At 43.6% G+C, this 17,692-nt stretch carries 16 protein-coding genes; all 16 read right to left on the reverse strand.

The genetic code is table 11. From position 1 onward, the window contains the following. Window positions 1-5: 5 nt before the first annotated feature. A complete protein-coding gene (locus SporoP33_RS08530) occupies window positions 6-1,475 on the reverse strand; it encodes an aldehyde dehydrogenase family protein (RefSeq protein WP_231293341.1) in 1,470 nt (489 codons plus the stop codon). A gap of 73 nt (window positions 1,476-1,548) precedes the next feature. Continuing rightward, window positions 1,549-2,193, reverse strand: a complete 645-nt coding sequence (gene eutL / locus SporoP33_RS08535) for an ethanolamine utilization microcompartment protein EutL (protein WP_081243315.1) — start codon at window positions 2,191-2,193, stop codon at window positions 1,549-1,551. A gap of 16 nt (window positions 2,194-2,209) precedes the next feature. Beyond that, window positions 2,210-3,193 (reverse strand): ethanolamine ammonia-lyase subunit EutC, encoded by a 984-nt coding sequence (gene eutC / locus SporoP33_RS08540; RefSeq protein WP_369821925.1) that lies wholly within the window; start codon window positions 3,191-3,193, stop codon window positions 2,210-2,212. Window positions 3,194-3,200: 7 nt separating this feature from the next. After that, entirely contained in the window at window positions 3,201-4,565 is a 1,365-nt protein-coding gene (locus SporoP33_RS08545; RefSeq protein ID WP_081243317.1) for an ethanolamine ammonia-lyase subunit EutB, read from the reverse strand. Between the two features lie 14 nt (window positions 4,566-4,579). Further along, window positions 4,580-6,025 (reverse strand): ethanolamine ammonia-lyase reactivating factor EutA, encoded by a 1,446-nt coding sequence (locus SporoP33_RS08550; RefSeq protein WP_196796759.1) that lies wholly within the window; start codon window positions 6,023-6,025, stop codon window positions 4,580-4,582. 183 nt (window positions 6,026-6,208) lie between these two features. Continuing rightward, a complete protein-coding gene (locus SporoP33_RS08555; protein WP_081243318.1) occupies window positions 6,209-6,706 on the reverse strand; it encodes a EutP/PduV family microcompartment system protein in 498 nt (165 codons plus the stop codon). Between the two features lie 12 nt (window positions 6,707-6,718). Further along, a complete protein-coding gene (gene eutS, locus SporoP33_RS08560; RefSeq protein ID WP_081243319.1) occupies window positions 6,719-7,060 on the reverse strand; it encodes an ethanolamine utilization microcompartment protein EutS in 342 nt (113 codons plus the stop codon). 25 nt (window positions 7,061-7,085) lie between these two features. After that, window positions 7,086-8,348, reverse strand: coding sequence for an ethanolamine utilization protein EutH (eutH, locus tag SporoP33_RS08565; protein ID WP_081243320.1), 1,263 nt, complete (start codon window positions 8,346-8,348; stop codon window positions 7,086-7,088). 156 nt (window positions 8,349-8,504) lie between these two features. Then, a complete protein-coding gene (locus SporoP33_RS08570) occupies window positions 8,505-9,074 on the reverse strand; it encodes an ANTAR domain-containing response regulator (protein WP_081243321.1) in 570 nt (189 codons plus the stop codon). Beyond that, window positions 9,067-10,497: a sensor histidine kinase gene (locus SporoP33_RS08575; protein WP_155961325.1), complete on the reverse strand. Its 1,431-nt coding sequence runs from the start codon at window positions 10,495-10,497 to the stop codon at window positions 9,067-9,069. The genes SporoP33_RS08570 and SporoP33_RS08575 overlap by 8 nt, the downstream gene beginning before the upstream one ends. Window positions 10,498-10,655: 158 nt before the next feature. Beyond that, window positions 10,656-11,900 (reverse strand): M20/M25/M40 family metallo-hydrolase, encoded by a 1,245-nt coding sequence (locus SporoP33_RS08580; RefSeq protein WP_081243322.1) that lies wholly within the window; start codon window positions 11,898-11,900, stop codon window positions 10,656-10,658. 21 nt (window positions 11,901-11,921) lie between these two features. Continuing rightward, a complete protein-coding gene (locus SporoP33_RS08585; protein ID WP_081243323.1) occupies window positions 11,922-13,715 on the reverse strand; it encodes a S9 family peptidase in 1,794 nt (597 codons plus the stop codon). A gap of 21 nt (window positions 13,716-13,736) precedes the next feature. Next, on the reverse strand, window positions 13,737-14,732 hold the full coding sequence (locus tag SporoP33_RS08590; RefSeq protein WP_081243324.1) for an ABC transporter ATP-binding protein: 996 nt from the start codon (window positions 14,730-14,732) through the stop codon (window positions 13,737-13,739). Then, window positions 14,716-15,738 (reverse strand): ABC transporter ATP-binding protein, encoded by a 1,023-nt coding sequence (locus SporoP33_RS08595; protein ID WP_081243325.1) that lies wholly within the window; start codon window positions 15,736-15,738, stop codon window positions 14,716-14,718. The genes SporoP33_RS08590 and SporoP33_RS08595 overlap by 17 nt, the downstream gene beginning before the upstream one ends. A 39-nt stretch (window positions 15,739-15,777) precedes the next feature. After that, window positions 15,778-16,680: an ABC transporter permease gene (locus SporoP33_RS08600; RefSeq protein ID WP_081243326.1), complete on the reverse strand. Its 903-nt coding sequence runs from the start codon at window positions 16,678-16,680 to the stop codon at window positions 15,778-15,780. Window positions 16,681-16,695: 15 nt separating this feature from the next. After that, a complete protein-coding gene (locus tag SporoP33_RS08605; RefSeq protein ID WP_081243327.1) occupies window positions 16,696-17,646 on the reverse strand; it encodes an ABC transporter permease in 951 nt (316 codons plus the stop codon). Window positions 17,647-17,692 lie beyond the last annotated feature (46 nt).

Raw genomic sequence — 17,692 nt, forward strand, 5'->3', positions numbered from 1 at the left:
GTGGTTTATTTTGTAAGTTGTTTAACAATTTCACTGACTAAGTTCTGAACTAATGCCGGATCGATATTGCTGTTTGCTGCGGATGAAACGCTGTTCATCACATTGGATACAAGCTGATCATTGGAGCTTTCTGCAGGCTCTGAATGCTTTGGCAGCTGCACTTCTTTCGTGCCGTATGCCATTCGCTTAATGTTCAGCAAGTGTTTCGCCGTAACATTATCGGATGTAATATTGCCGCCGAATGTTCCGCAGCCTAATGTGAGCGACGGCATCAAGCCGGTCGTTCCTCCAACCGCCCCAATGGATGACATCGTGTTAACCAAAATACGTGATACTGGCATTTCCATCGCAAATTCACGTGCCACTGCATCGATTTCCGTGTGAAGCGCCAGGCTGTGTCCGCGTCCGCCAAGGTTCAGCAAGTCGAGGCATACTTCCTTCGCATGCTTCACACCGTCCACGATATACATCGCGAAGATTGGCGACAGCTTTTCCAATGAAAATGGAACGTCTTTGCCAACTTTAGTTTCCATGCCGATAATCAGGCGTGTGCCTTCCGGTAAGGAAATACCGGCCATTTTCGCGATGAATTGCGGGCTCTTCCCGACTACTTTCGGGTTCACTTTGCCCGGCACCGGTGAAATGACACCTTCCATCACTTTCTTTTCCTCATCCGATAAAATATAAGCGCCGTTTTTCTTCAGTTCACGCGTGACGAGATCTGCTACGTGTTTATCGACAACAATTGCCTGTTCTGTTGCACAGATTGTGCCGTAATCGAATGATTTACTGTCAACGATATCTTTTACTGCTTTTTCAATTTTTGCTGACCGTTCAATATAGACCGGCACATTACCTGGGCCGACACCGTATGCGGGTTTTCCGGAGCTGTATGCGGCTTTCACAAGCGCTCCGCCGCCTGTTGCAATGATCAGATTGATGTCTTTATGAGACATCAGCTGCTGTGTTGCTTCCATAGATGCCAGTGTCAGACATTGGATCAGACCTTCAGGAGCGCCTGCTGCTACTGCTGCTTCATCACAAACTTTCAGCGCCTCCTGTGTACATTTCACTGCATACGGGTGAGGGCTCACAACAACAGCGTTACGTGTCTTAAGTGAAATCAATGTCTTAAAGAACGCCGTAGACGTTGGATTGGTTGTCGGGATGATTGCAGCTACAACCCCAAATGGTGCAGCGATTTCCACGACTTTATTCAAATGATCTTCTTTGACGATACCGACTGTCTTCAAGTCTTTGATGCTTTCATACACATCACGGGAGCCGACTTCGTTCTTGATCTTCTTATGGGCTGCTACTCCCATGCCCGTTTCTTCTACTGCTAATTGCGCGAGGCGGCCTGATTGTTCAAATGCAGCGTCTGCCACGGCTTTGACAATTTTGTCGACCTGCTGCTGGGTGTAGCCCATGAATTTCTCTTGTGCTTCTTTTGCGGTTTGTACGGCTAAGCGCATTTGCTGCAAAGCCAGTAAATCATTATCAACTAATTGAACCAAATCAAAACACTCCTTTCTGCATGCCTATCTATCAATAGCTCAACGGATGATCCGCCATGTTCTGTACGGCTTCCCGGAATGCATCGGCCGCTGCCTGACAAGACGATTGACTGCCTGTCAGCAGACCGCCGCCGAAGTTCGTTTCGGAAGGAGGCGCATAGAGCTCACACAGTGTAACGTCTGCAGCTTTTAATGCCGCATCCAATCCGATCATCGCTTCCATCGGCGGAGCAATTAAATAAGCAATGGACTGCCCAACCGGTATGTTTGCCATTTCAGCTAAGTAACTGCCGCAGCTCGAGATCGCATGCGCATAGAGCACATGGTCCGGATTGCCGTTAATCGCTTCAAAATACGCTTCATGTTCCACCGTAATGCGGATGGAATCGAGACCGCTTTTCACTTCTTCCGGGGACGGGCCAGCAATTATTCCTATAAATTCACCCGACAGCGGGCCGGAAGCATGACCGGAACCTGCATAAAAACTTTTCGCATACACTACTTCCACATCACTGTGCTTTGTGGCTGCGTCAATTGCCGTGTAACCGATATCGTCAATTGTTGTCGTGACTAATCCAAGACTGCGCTGATAGGGTTTCAGCTGGAATTTCTCAGCCAGTTCCGGACTGACGTTTGGGATGACTTGCATCGATAATATTTCTGCATGAATTTTCATTTGCCTTCCTCCTTCCTCAGCCTTCTTTTTGAACTAGCGATACACCGCTGGCTTCATATTTTAAGATCTTCTGGATAATTGTCCCAAGATACGCGCCCGCTTCAACAGGCGGAATGCCACCTTTATGAATATTGGAAATCACCATACGATCCGCTTCAATCGTTCCGTGTCTCGGCTTGTAGCACATATATGCGCTCAGTGATTCTGCGGAAACTAGGCCTGGACGTTCGCCAATCAGCATGACTACGACATCTGGCTGCAATATCTCACCGATGTCATCCATCACAGCGACTCGTCCCTTATCCACGTAAAATGTCGTACCCATTTCGATATTCAAGTTAGTGAGTGATTGCTCGAGCGATAAATAAACATCTTCCAGGTTTTCTTCAATCGCTTTCGCACTCAGACCGTTTGATGCGACGATCTGAACTACCGGAGACTTTTTACAGCGCTCCTGTATCAATGATTTCCCTTCGTCTGACAGTTTTCTGCCAAGATCCGGACGACGAATATATTCTTCTTTATCCGCCACTTGGGACTGCACTTGGAAAAGTCCCAGCTGGTCAAGCAGGTTATCGGGTACTTCACCATACACTGCATCTACTGCTGCTGCATGATCCAGTCGGAACTGCAGCCAAGTTTTTGTTTTCGGGCGGGAACCAGCACGGCCGACACCTACTCGGGCCGGTGTCTTCTTGCGGTATTCCGCCAGTTTGTCTTCTTCGGGTTCAGTTTTAGGTTTACCAAAGGCTGTCGTTGGCTTTGGCTTCATTGTGGCAATATTTCGCTTCTGGTTTTTCGTCGTACTGTGGAATGTTACAGCTCCGTCAGGCGATGTTTCTGCAGTTTCCGCTTCTGACTTTCCAACTGGCTGCTGAGAAAACAGCTCCACTTTTTGTTCATTGGCGGGACGCTGCACAGCTTGGCCGCTATTGGCAGCTTCCAGTTTTTCCACGACCATTTTTGTGATTTGCTGAATCAATTCTTCATTCAAGTTCATCCACCTCCTATCGGTTGAATAGTGTGAGATCGCCGGCGCGCTTGCTTAGCATGCCGTTTTCGTAAATCCCCATCTTTTCAAGCCATTTTAAGTATTCAGGCGCCGGGGTTTTACCCGTCGTCCGCAGAACCGTCGCTATGTCGTGGTAGCTCATGGACTGATAATTCAGCATGACGTCATCGCCCATCGGTGCTGCGATGATGAAGTTTACACCTGCTGCAGAGAGCAGAATACTTAAATCTTCTATATCGTTCTGGTCCGCTTTAATATGGTTCGTATAACAAATGTCCACTCCCATTGGTAGACCGTGAAGTTTACCCATAAAGTGATCTTCAAGACCCGCGCGGATAACCTGTTTGCTGTTATACAAATACTCAGGGCCAATGAATCCAACTACCGTGTTGACGATGTACGGATCGTAATGCCGGGCGAATCCGTAGTTACGTGCTTCCATCGTCACCTGATCCACACCGAAATGCGCTTCAGCCGATAATTCAGATCCTTGTCCTGTTTCAAAATACAATGTTTGAGGACCCGTGCCTGTGCCTTGTTTCAATGATAGATCTTTCGCTTCAGCAATTAGTTCTGCTGAAATTCCGAATGAACGATTCGCTTTCTCTGTTCCTGCGATACTCTGGAAAATCATATCGGCAGGTGCACCTTGCTCAATCGCTTTCATCTGTGTCGTAACATGTGCCAGGACACAGTTTTGTGTCGGGATTTCCCAATCGTTGATAAATTCTTTCGTTGCATTCAAGACACGCTTTACGCTTTCTACAGAATCGTCCACCGGATTGATGCCGATTACTGCATCGCCGATACCGTAGGACAAGCCTTCTTTCAAGGATGTTATGATGCCGTCAATATTATCAGTCGGATGGTTCGGCTGTAAGCGGGAAGACATGGTTCCCTTTTGACCGATAGTAATATTGCACGTAGATAAGATTTCAATTTTATTCGCTGCATGCACCAAGTCCAAATTGGACATCAGTTTTGTAACAGCTGCAATAACTTCAGAAGTTAACCCGCGGCTTAAGCGCTTCAATTCGCGGTCTCCTACTTCATTGCTCAAAATGTATTCGCGAAGTTCTGCGATACTCCAGTTCCGAATCTCGCCGTAGACCTTTTCATTAATGTCATTTTCAATGATGCGTGAAACTTCATCACTTTCAATCGGGAGTAACGGATTATTACGTATGTCGCTGACGAGCAGCTCGCTGACAACTGTTTTAGCGGCAATTCGCTCTTGTACGGTTTCCGCTGCAATTCCTGCGAGGCGATCACCGGATTTCTCTTCATTCGCTTTTGCAAGCACTTCTTTCAGGTCCTGGAACACATATCGTTCGCCGCCTAGTGTAGTGGATAAATTCACGTACGAGACCTCCTTTACGTTGTGTGGAATGTTAGGGTTTTCACAACGACCGGTACGACGCCCGAAGTGAGTGCGTTGCCGATATCGATGTAATCGCCTGTTTCCACATTGATTTGATCTATACAAATAATGCTTTGTTTCACTTGTAACGCTGCCAATGTCTGGCCAATCACTTTGGCATGATCTGACTGGATCACTAAAATAATTGGCTGTTCGGGCCTCGGCCGCTGATCCATAATCTGGACAATGGCTTTTGCGAGTTTTTGAACATCACGAAATCCGAGATAAGGCAGATTGGACAAATAAAGGGCGAAGTTTTGTCCTTCCTTCGCGGAGTCGTATAACGCGACGGCCTGCTCTACAGCGTCTTCAAAATGAGATAAACCTGTCTCCAGATTTTCTTTAAAGTCGTATTGATAAATCGGGATATTCTTTAACGGCAATTCATGCGGCGCAACCTGGATGGTAGCTCCGCTTATTTCAGTAGTTTGTGTTCCTGCCCCTAATACAGTCGCACGCACGGTTTCCGCTGGCTCTTGCCAGGTGAATTGCTGCAAGGATGCATTGTTCAGTAAGGCTTCCGCTAGCTGGAGTCCGATGTCATCGTATTGTGCTTCCTGAGCTTCGTCTGATTCATGACGGTACATGCATTCAGAAATACCGCCTGAAAAAACGATCGTATCTACTGAAGGCGCCCAGTTAGGCTCATGTCCAAGCAACAGCACTTGATCCTGTGCATGAACTTCTTTTTTCAACATACGCGCCATCGCCTCTGCCATATAAGTTGTCACAAAGGACACGGCTGCAGCATCTTGCGGATCACCGGCTTGTAACGTGTAGCCCTGCTCTTCAAGCAGCCTGGCGACCGGCGGTGATATTGTCCGGACTTTTCCATGTTCAAATTCGATTAAGCGTCCGCCGATATGCATCGTGCACGTTCCGAGTAATTGTTTATCCCTGAATACTGCAATATTTGCTGTTCCTCCGCCAATGTCTATATTGGCAATCACCTGTCCGCTTTTGCCCGATGCTTCATAGCTTCCTGAGCCCTTTGCAGCAATGATGCCTTCCAGGTCAGGACCCGCTGTTGCCACCAGAAAATCACCCGCTTCATCGGATAATTGGTGCAGCAATTCACTGGCATTGCGTTTGGTTGCGGTTTCGCCAGTAATAATGACAGCACCCGTTTCAATCTGTGAAGGCTGAACTCCTGCTTTATCGTATTCAGAGCGGATAATTTGCTGAACGCCTGCCACATCGACAGTCACAGCGTCTTGCAATGGCGTACGGAATACCGGACTTTTGTATAGTATTTCTTTATCCGTAATTTCTATTCTCGGGACATGTGTTGCACCTGCCACGTTCCGCAGAGAGAATCGGCTGATAATCAGTTTCGTCGTGCTCGTGCCAATGTCAATTCCTGCACTGATAATGGTTTCATGCCTATTGAAATTGTTCACTTCCACACCCCTTTCTGATACCACTCGATGTCTGTCAGCATCGGACAGCATTCCCGGCTTTATACATAAAAAAAGCACCTTTACAAACCCATGGTATTCCACGGGATGTAAAGGCGCCTTTGCCGTTTTTATTTACTTGTATGAATTTCACTATATCAAATTCTTGAATACCTGTAAAGAATATCAACCGATAAACAGTAAGTGTTCATCTTCGGCAGCCATCACATATTGCCGCATGTCTGTCAGGCTGTTCATCTTCGTCAATTCCCTCAGATGATCGATTCCTTGTCCCGTTACAGAAGACACCATAACAATCGGACCTTCATTCATGACTGTTTTCAGCATGTCGAGTGCCCGTTGCGATTTCGCTTCGGGCAAATCACATTTTGTGACAACGCCGATCGGCAATTTAGGTATGCCCATGCTGAACCCCGGCGGAAAAATGAGTTTCTCGCTCGTTGCATCCTGCAGATAAAGCACGTGCGTCACTTCAAGTGCGGTTGCCATAATATTTTTATAGAACATCGGGTTTTCTGTGTACTCGCCCGGCGTGTCGACAATCCAATCATAATAATTGAGCGTCTGCGTTTTGAAAGCTTCAACTTTTCGGCCCAATAAAGCATTTGTTAATGTGGATTTTCCGGCCCTTACTGCACCGATCAGCATCGCCTTGTTTCGCATCATCTTCACCCCTTATGATTTCGTAATAGCTGACGGCGTATAGCCTAACTTGTCGGATAAAAACCGGTTGATCTCAAGCATCGCCATTTCGACCTCAGATACAGTGCCGACAATGACCAGACTTCCTGTAAAACGATCCAGGAATCCGATGCGGACATTTGCCGCCTTTGTCGCCAAGTCCGCTGCAATAATAACTGTTTCACTAGGTGTGCAAGTCAGGATACCAAGCGCACCTGCCTCCTGTATGCCTAACTTCTGGAACATATCCGGATCCGGATTAGCGATCAAATGACTGAGAGTAAGTTGTTTTCCGGGAACAAATTCCTGTATAAACCGTTTCTTTTCTTCGCTCATTACATACACTCCCTGCTTTTACTTTTTATGCTTTCGCAACGGGTGCTTCCGCTGCATCTTCTTCATATTCACCTTCACGTATAATTCCCGCTTCACGATCTTGTTTCTCTAACTTCAGTGCTGTCGGAACAGAAAGCTTGTACGCAATAATGATTGCAATCACTCCGGCACTGAATTTACCGAGAATGACGGGCAGAATAATATTCGGCTGGAAATTCGCGGTGAATGATAAGTGGTCACCAAGCAAGAATGCCGAACAGACAGCAAACGCGATGTTGATGACTTTATCTTTTGGTCTCATATAACGCACTAAGGAGAACATCGCCAAAATATTTGCAACTGTCGCCAGTAATCCGGCACTGCCTTCAGGTGAAAGACCAATCTTTTGTCCCAGTGCTTCCAAAGGGCGCGCCATATACTTTCGGATTAAATAAATCATCGGGAATGCACCCGCAAGCATAATTCCGATATACCCCGCTGTTTCAAGCGCACGGAATTGGTCTGCTTTATCCGCCATAATCGGATCGAAGCCCCAGACACCAAAGATTTTTGTGAAAATGCCTGTGAATATTTCTACGATGGAGAATACCAGAACAAGTTTAATGGCAGCATCCATTACGCGGCCGAAAATCATAAATCCATTAATCATAATACGCGGAACGAATTTCAGTCCTACTGCGATTAATACAACAAATAGTAATAACGGCAACAGGTTAATGAAAATCTGTAAGTAGCCTATCGCAAATTCATAATTGGATGTAGCAGTCGTGCTGATTACATCACGCACATCTGTATTAAACAAGACGACAAGAACAGATGCAATAAATGCACCAATCGGTATCGTCAATACACCCGACATGATACCAAGCGCCATATACTTATGATCCCGCTTATCCAGCATAGCAAGTCCCATCGGAATGGAAAACACTATAGTCGCACCCGACATGAAGCCCACGATTAATGCCATAATCCAGCCTTCATTCGAAACCTTTAACGCTTCCGCCAGCTGGTAGCCGCCCATGTCTGAAGCTAAAATTGTTGTGGCGGCAATTGCTGGATCTGCGCCAATTGAGTTGAAAATAGGACCGATAAATTTACTGATAAACCAAGTTAAATATGGAATAGATGCCATGATTCCTGCTGCCGGTACGAAAATATGACCCACTGCATGCAGTCCCGACATGAATTCCTTACCCAAACCTTCTTCTGGGTTTTTTATTGAAGCAAATGCCCCTGCAATTGCACAGGCCATAATAATATACACAATTACCGTGCCGATCATTTCCATCTGCTTTTCCTCCTCATACTATCGTATTGTGTTACTAACTGCCGCGTACTATTCCATCAGCCACCGCCTTTAGATCGGTTTCATTCAAAATTCGCTAAAAAAGACAAAAAGACGCTTAAAGAATAAAGCTCTTTAAGCGTCTTTGCTCAGATCTATTTACTTGTGCGAATCTATAATTTCCATGGCAACCGACACCATTGTCATTTGCCGTGACATACTCATATCGCGCATCTGTTTGAATGCTTGCTGCTCGGTTAAATGCTCTGCATCCATCAATATGCCTTTTGCCCTCTCTATTACCTTCCGTTTTTCCACTTCCTGCTTCGCCTGCTGAACACTTTCTTTCAGCCGTTTTGCTTTACCGGATTGATGGAGCGCCACTTCGATTGCCGGAATTAAATTGGATTCTGAAATAGGTTTGACTAGGTAGCCTACAACATTGTCTTGCTGTGCTTTTTCCACAAATTCCTTTTGACTGTAAGCCGTAATAATCAGAATCGGTATATCAAGCTGTTCTCCAATGATCCGGCTCGCTTTCAAACCATTCATCTTCGGCATTTTGATATCCATCAACACCAAGTCAGGCTTATGCAAGAAAGCCAGTTCGATTGCCCGGTCCCCGTCACCCGCTTCTCCCACAACTTCATAGCCGTGGTCGAGCAAAGTCATTTTTAGGTCCATGCGGATAATCGATTCATCTTCCGCTATCAAAATGCGTTTACTCATCAAAGATTTCCACCTCCGCACCTACCGGAAAATTAATCACGGCATGAGTCCCAATTTCTCTCGGTATATATAAAAACTCGCCGTTCAGGTCATTGGTCACTAAATTATGGATGATTTCTGTACCAAGAGAAGTTTGCGGATCCTTCATTCCAACGCCGTTGTCGGAAACGTGAAGTTCAACAAAATCCTGATCTACAATGAATTCTACATCTATAATACCAGATTCTTTGCCTTGAAATGCATGTTTTAAGGAGTTTTGTATAAGCTCATTGATGATAAGCGCAATTGAAACCGCTTTCTTAGAGGATGTTATTATTTTATTGCCATTTGGCTCAATAATCAAGTCCACTTTCAAATTATATTCATTCAGCACCATCGTGGAGCATATTTTTCTGGTCAAATTTATGATATTTACATCATCATCATCCGCGTGTTCTTTCCTCAGGATAATTTCGTACACAGAAGAAATACTGTATATCCTGTTTAACGTCTCTTCAAATGCAGCCCGGCTTTCGACAGGCATGTTATTGCGCATCTGCAATCGTATCAAGCTTGCAACCGTCTGCAGATTATTCTTTACACGGTGATGAATTTCTTTTATGACGACAGATTTCATCATCAGCTCTTTCTCTTTTGTTCGGAGCTCCGTGTTATCCTGAATAATAAGTAATGTCTCTTGTGATTTATTTTTTTCACGCATTCTTATTTTTTTCACTGTTAAGTCTTTCTTTTGCGTCGTCAGTTCAAACACAAATACATCGTCTTCCTGCTCATAAACGGATTGTAAAAACGGCAGCATGTCCAGTACATTCCGGTTAATTACATCGTCTTGCCCGCTCATTTCACTAATAAGCTGTAAGCCGGCGGGATTCGCATATACTAGCCGGTCGTCTGAATCCGTCAAAATCAGCATTTCCATTAACAAATCCGAAACTACACTTAATCCGGCACCGGTCACTTGATCCTCCGCTGTTTCCGTTACTATGGAAAACGTCTTTACATCATTAGCCGGCAACAGGGATTTCACTTGTTTTTCAGAAATCAGCACTCCGATCACTTGATGATGCCTATTTTTAATCGGCACAACAGTTTGGCCCACGACGATTCCTTCTTGTGTCATTGCCTGCTGGATAATTGATTTTTTACCGTTTCGATAGGAATAGAAAACACCCGGCTCAAACGACTCGAAGACAATTCTTCCTACCACTGAATTATTATACAGCGGGGTACTGCCGGTTGGAAAGGCTTCCGCTACGACAATTGCCTGGTTGCTCAGTTTTAATTTGCAGTCAATGAACATATATGAGCCTGACAAATCTGCATAGGTCTGCAGGCTGGACGCCATCTCTTGCAATATCTTTATGTCTTGGTCAGACAGGTCTGTATACTGTTTACAAAGTTTCTTTACTGTTGCTTTTACCACTGTGCCACAACCTTACTCTGGGGAAATCATGATTTTCAATCTTTGTAGAATTAGTATAGAACTGTTAGTGGGGGAGGTCAATGGACAAATACTATGCATCTATATTGAGATAATAAAAAGAAAGAAGAAAAGCGAGAAGCTTTTCTCCTTTCTTTTTATTATCTTCTGTTCTCAAGCAATGGATTTGAAACTCCTTCACATCCGAGTAGTCCAATAATAGTTAAGAACACTTTTTGCACACCAAAATACGCGTCTGTTGGATCAAAATACTCGTCTAACGTATGAAAGCCGCCAGCATCTCCGCCTCCGCCAAGCGTAACTGCAGGGATGCCTAAATGAATGGGGACATTTGAGTCTGTACTGGACGCATCATCTAAAACGGGTTCAAAACCTAATGCTATTGTGGATGCCAGCGCGGTCTGAACGATGCAGGAGTCCTCACTTTGAGTACCGGCTGGCCGGCTACCTACTGCTTGACATTCGACTGTTACTTCATCATTCTTTCCCCAACATGCATTCTCTGCAATCGCAGCCCTATGTACGATATCCAAAACTCTCTCTTCCAACTTCACCAATTCTCGCTGTTCATTGGAACGAAGATCGATGGTCATGGAAGCCGTTTCTGAAATCGTATTGACAGATGTTCCCCCGTTTATGACACCAACATTAAACGTGGTTTTAGGTATTACCGGTATTTTCAAAGAGGATATTTCAGCAATTGCCCGACCTAGCGCATGGATTGGATTCGCAGTTCCAAACCCTCCAAAACTATGCCCCCCTGGTCCTTTATACGTCACTATGTAGCGTTTGCTGCCTGTACCTAAATATGTGATGCGTTCCGGGTTACCTGGTTCTATAGATATAAAACCGTCAATATCATCCCGTGTGTTAAAAAGATGTTTAACCCCTTTTAAGTCGCCTAATCCCTCTTCACAAACCGTAGCACCTATAATGAGATCTCCCGTTGTTTTGATAGCACTAGCATTCAGGGCACGTATGATAGTCAGTACAGATGCCAAACCTCTTCCGTCATCAGAAATACCAGGTGCAAATATTTTCCCGTCGATCTGTTTTGCCTCTACATCCGTCCCCGCTGGAAATACAGTGTCTAAATGTGCACAGACGACAAGCGAAGGCCCGCCACCGGTACCTTTTCTAATACCGAATACATTTCCCACGTCATCAATTTTTACATCATCAATGCCTAGTTGCCGTAATTTTTCTTTGTAGACATTTCCTCTGACCTGCTCTTCAAATGTCGGTGATTCAATTGCGGTAATCTCAATTTGTTCTTCTGCCGTATTCATATTATCAGACTTTAGAAACTCTAAGCCTGTTTGCACTTGTTCATTTTCCAGAAGTGTATTCATTACACTGGAAGCTTCGCTGTTCACTGATATCATTGATACTACCTCCTGAAATTTTCATTTTCGCAAGTATCGATCAAAGAATGCTACGGTCTCCATATGCATTGTGATTTGGTTAGCAGTTTTTTCTGTATGATGACCTTCATCTTCGAAAACAATAAATTTCACTGGTGATTTACGTGATTGTAAATCGTCCACCAGCTGTTGTGCTTCACTAACAGGCACCCGTGTATCATTTCGTCCATGGAAAACCAATAAAGGAGCTTGAATTTTATCTGTCAAATTCATAGGGGCAATCTTATCAAAATACTTGCTGTATTGTTCCAATGAACCATATTCACTCTCACGTAAATATCTGCGCCATTCTCCAGTGTTTTGTAAAAATGTTTTCAGATTCGACATTCCCACGATATCCACCCCTGCTGCCCATAAATTAGGATAGTGGGTTAAAGCCGCCAGCACCATGAATCCTCCATAACTTCTGCCTATGATGCCAATTTTATCTTCTGCTACCTGATGTGTCGCTGTTAATTCTTTCGCTAAACAAGCCAGATCTTCAACCGCGTCTAAGCGTTTGTCTGCGTCATCCATTTGTAAAAACGATCTGCCATAGCCGTTACTTCCGCGAATATTCGGTGCAGCGACAGCCATTCCCTTGTGCACTAAGTATTGTACAACAGGATTGTATTCAGCCTTCGTTTGTGATTCTGGCCCGCCATGGACATAGATTACAGCTGGTTGATTAACTGAAGCGTCTTTATTATAGAAAAAGTATGGAACTTCTAATCCATCAAATGAATGAAAGATGCGCAATTCCGGCTCACACCAAAACTTGCCGACAGTCTTTGATTGACCTATAAAAGTTAGTCGATTCACTTTTTTCGATGCTACGTCATAACTCCAAATATCTCCCGGTGCTATAGGAGTTTTTAAAGTGAAAATCAAAATCTCATTTGTTAACCAAGACATGGAACTGATAACGCCTTTAGGAATACCGTCTGCTAACTCACAAGCTTTTAATTGTGGAGAATAAAATCCTAAACGATTAATCCCACCTTCATTCAACGTAAAGGCGAGTAACTCTTTTTCAGGCGAAAAGCTAATTTCCTCCATATCCCACTTTTCCCAGTGAAGTAACTTTTCAATTTGTGCCGGCTGGTCTACTGAAAATCTGCATAGATGCAAGGTCTCTTCTTTATAATCGCTTAACATATACACATTATTTGAAATCGTATCGGCAATCGGCATTTCATAGCGCGAAGAAACGTCTTGATTTCCAATTACATTTATTGAACCATTATGGATATGTACTACAGACAGCGTACTATCGATGTTCGTTACTTTACTGCTTACAATTATATTTTCGTCGTCAATCCAGCTTACCGGTATACAATTTGCATCGTGCGAGTATACTTTCTTGATTTCTTTTGTCTCTATATCCACAATAAATACGTCAAAAAAACCTGCCGCTCTTCGATTACTCGAAAAGGATAGAAATTTGCCGTTAGGAGACCAGCCTCCGATATGATGGAAATGGTCCGGTGATACTACCAAAGGTATCAATTCTTTAATTTCAGCATCAGTTCGATATGCATATATTTGTTGTTTTTCATTTCCTTTATAATCCATACCGATGACAGTCCAATCACCTTTCGGACCGTGATACACATCCATTACACGGTCCGGTGTTTCAATAACCTGTACCGGTTTATTTTCTTCATTCAGCGTCCAAAGTTCAGCTTTTCCTGTGAACTTAGACAGGAATGTGAATTGACTTTCCCCTGATATAGCCTGTGATTGAAAAGCTGAATTTACATTTAAAAAGTCTACTAAGATTTCTTCATCTGACATACATATCCCTCCTACACGGTATTACTCATATAAATGACATGAAACAAAATGCTCTTTCTCAATCTCTCTGCTTTGAGGCTTAATTTCCTTACACTTATCCATTGCGAACGGACAGCGCGTGTGGAATACACAACCTGAAGGAGGGTTCAAAGGGGATGGAATCTCACCCTTTAGAGTAATTCTTTCTCTTTTGATTCTTGGATTCGGCATAGGAATCGCAGATAATAGTGCTTGTGTATAAGGATGCAATGGATTTCCAATCAATTTTTCCGTAGGTGCTGTCTCTACTAAATTCCCTAGATACATGACTCCAATTCGATCAGAAATATGACGAACTACACTAATATCATGGGCGATAAATAGATACGTCAATTTATACTCTTTTTGCATTCTCTGTAATAAATTAATGACTTGCGATTGAACCGAAACGTCAAGTGCTGAGACAGGCTCATCGCAAATAATTAACTTAGGGTTAGCGATCAATGCCCTCGCCAAACCTATTCGCTGACGTTGTCCACCAGAAAATTCATGCGGGTATCGATAATAATGATCTAATTGAAGACCTACCTTTTGCATAATTTCCATCACTCGCTCGGTATGTTCTTTCCGCTCGCCAAGTCCGTGAATAATGAGAGGTTCCTCCAATGTTTTACCGATTCTCTTTCTAGGATTCAATGAAGAATAAGGGTCTTGGAATACCATTTGGATTTCTTCACGCGTTTTGCGCATTTCTTTGTTTGATTGCTGAAATATATCGTCGTCGCGATAAATCGCTTCCCCTTCAGTCGGCTCCATCAATCTCATAATTGTCCGACCCGTAGTACTTTTACCGCAACCTGACTCACCTACGAGACCAAATGTTTCACCTTCGTATAACGTAAAGTTTAGATTGTCCACTGCTTTTACAACTTGTTGATTGCCTTTGATCATTCCAAGGGACCCTTTTACAGGAAAGTACTTCTTTAAACCTTTCACTTCCAAAAGAACTTTACGCTCCGACTCATTTTGCTGAAGCATATTTCAACGCCCCCTCTTTTTTTGCAATGTCTTCATAATGCCAGCATCTGACTTTCTGGCTATCACTTGCTACTTCGAGTCCAGGCACCTTTGTTCGGCATAAGTTATCCGCAAATTCGCATCTTGCTGCAAAACGGCAGCCTTGTGGAACATTATCTAAAGACGGCACAATCCCTTTAATGACATGAAGTTCCTCTCCTCTGTCACCATCCATTTGCGGGATTGATTTGATCAATCCTTTAGTATAGGGATGCAGCGGGTTCTCAAATAAGCTATATATGTCAGCCTCTTCCACAATTTGTCCTAGATACATTACGACTACACGATCACAAAGCTCTGCTACCACGCCAAGGTCATGTGTGATAAACACAACACCCATATTAAACTGTTCATTTAAATCTTTAATCAAGTCTAATATTTGTGATTGGATTGTCACATCAAGAGCTGTAGTCGGCTCGTCTGCGATTAATAAGCTGGGATTACAAGCCAGGGACATTGCAATCATTACACGTTGTCTCATACCCCCTGATAACTGGTGGGGATAATCATGTACTCTTTTCTCTGGTGCGGGAATGCCTGTCAACTTCAGCATTTCCACAGCCTGCTTATATGCTTCTTCTTTGGATACTTTTTGATGCAGCATGATCGATTCAGCGATTTGAAACCCAATCGTCAATACCGGATTTAATGAACTAAGTGGATCCTGGAAAATCATAGAGATTTCATTGCCGCGTGCATCCCGCATTTCAGATTGAGACAACTTCAATAAATCAGTATCTCCCCTGAATATGATTTCCCCCTCATATTCAACTAAGTATTTCTCATCGAATAATCGCAGAATAGACTGGGAAGTAACACTCTTTCCACAACCGGACTCCCCTACTACACCTAATATTTCTCCACTGTCGACATGAAAAGATACATCATCAACAGCCGTTACCTGTCCTGTCTCCGTATTAAAATGCGTTCTCAAGTTTCTAACGTCCAATAATTTATTACCAGTCATGAAATAAACCTCCTTTTCACTGCGTTGCTCATCGTACTGTTATTTACGTGTATGCGGATCAATGTAGTCACGAATTCCATCACCTAGTAAATTAAGCCCCAAGACAGACAGCACAATCAAAATCCCAGGGAATACCGTCATCCACCACGCGCTAAATATAACTACCTTGCCATCATGCAAGATATTCCCCCAGCTAGGTTCGGGTGCTGGAATTCCTGCACCTAGGAAACTTAAAGCAGCTTCCGTAATAATGGCGTCAGCAAAAATAAAGGATGCTTGCACTACCAGTGGTGCAATGGTGTTTGGCGCAATATGTAATACGATAATTCTCCAAGTTTTTGCACCTTGAGCACGAATTGCTTCTATATATGTTTCTTCTCGTACGACGAGCGCTGCTGAACGTACCACACGCGCCACGTTCGGAATAAATACGATTGTTAATGCGATGATTACGTTTTCTTTTTTCGGTCCAAGTGCAGCCACTAAAGCAATCGCCAGAAGAACCCCGGGAATCGCCATAAGTCCATCGCATATTCTCATTAGAATATTATCAAGCGCGCGATAATAACTAGCCAACAAGCCAAATATCATTCCGAAGAAACAAGCCAATGCAGCGACTGATAAGCCAACGCTTAGCGATACGCGTGCACCATATGCCATTCTTGATAATAAGTCCCGGCCAAAGTTATCTGTGCCAAGCAAATGGGCAGCGCTTGGGGCTTGCAGCCGATCTGTTACGATCATTTCGTAAGGTCCGTAAGAAATGAGAAAGGGACCGACAATAGCCAGTAATAGTAGGAAAATCATTGTGATTCCGCCGATTACCATACCACGGTTCCTCATGATTCTTTTGAACATAAGAGCTTTTTGTTGTTTTTTTAAACGCTTCTTTGCTTCTAAAAATTCATCCTGCACTATACTATTTTCTTGAATAAGATTCATGCTCATCCCTCCTCATTACTTTTTGTTCAAACGAACACGTGGATCTACTACACCATACAGTAAATCAATAATTAAATTAATGAATACATAAGTACATGTAACAAACAGAACTACACCTTGAATAACTGCATAGTCCCTGCGTTCTACGGAATTGATGATCAGCTGGCCAATACCAGGAATGTTAAAAATGGTCTCGGTTACGACAGCCCCGGCAATAAGCGCCCCTAACGTTTGCCCAATAACGGTTAGTATAGGGAGGAAAGAGTTACGTAATGTGTGTCTCATTACGACTAAATATTCGCTTACACCTTTTGATCTTGCAGTTTTAATATAGTTCATATTCAGAACTTCTAATAGACTGGAACGAGTCATTCTGGCAATCAATGCCGCGTGCATAGAGCCCAATGCTATAGAAGGTAAGATTAAGTATTTAATATGTTCAACAAATCCTGCGCTTAGTGGCTGGTATCCCGCGACGGGCAACCATTGCAGCTTAACACCGAACAGTAATATTAAAAATAAACCAAGTAAAAAACTTGGTACACTCATACCGAGTAAGGAAATGCCCATCACTGTACGATCCGTATTCGTCCCTCTACGTGTTGCAGCCAAGATACCAATCGGAATAGAAATGATTAATGAGATGAATGCTGCAATAATAGCTACCGAAACGGTCGGCGCTAAGTGACTCAAAATTGCATCGATTACGGGTTGCTTCATAAAATATGATGTTCCTAAATCACCCTGCAACGCATTTAGGATCCAATGACCGTATTGCGCAATAATCGGTAAATCTAACCCAAGTTCTTCACGTAAATCTTGTATTTGTTGTTCAGTAGCTTCTTCTCCCAGCAACATCGCTGCCGGATCACCCGGTGTCAAATGAATAATCATGAAAATGACAACAGAAACTATAAATAAAACAGGGATTAAAGATAGCAGTCTATTGATGAAGTATGATCTCATTCACTGTTTCCTCCTATTCAGAACATAATAAGCAGATTGCCTGCCC

Source organism: Sporosarcina sp. P33 (assembly GCF_002077155.1).
GTDB lineage: Bacteria > Bacillota > Bacilli > Bacillales_A > Planococcaceae > Sporosarcina.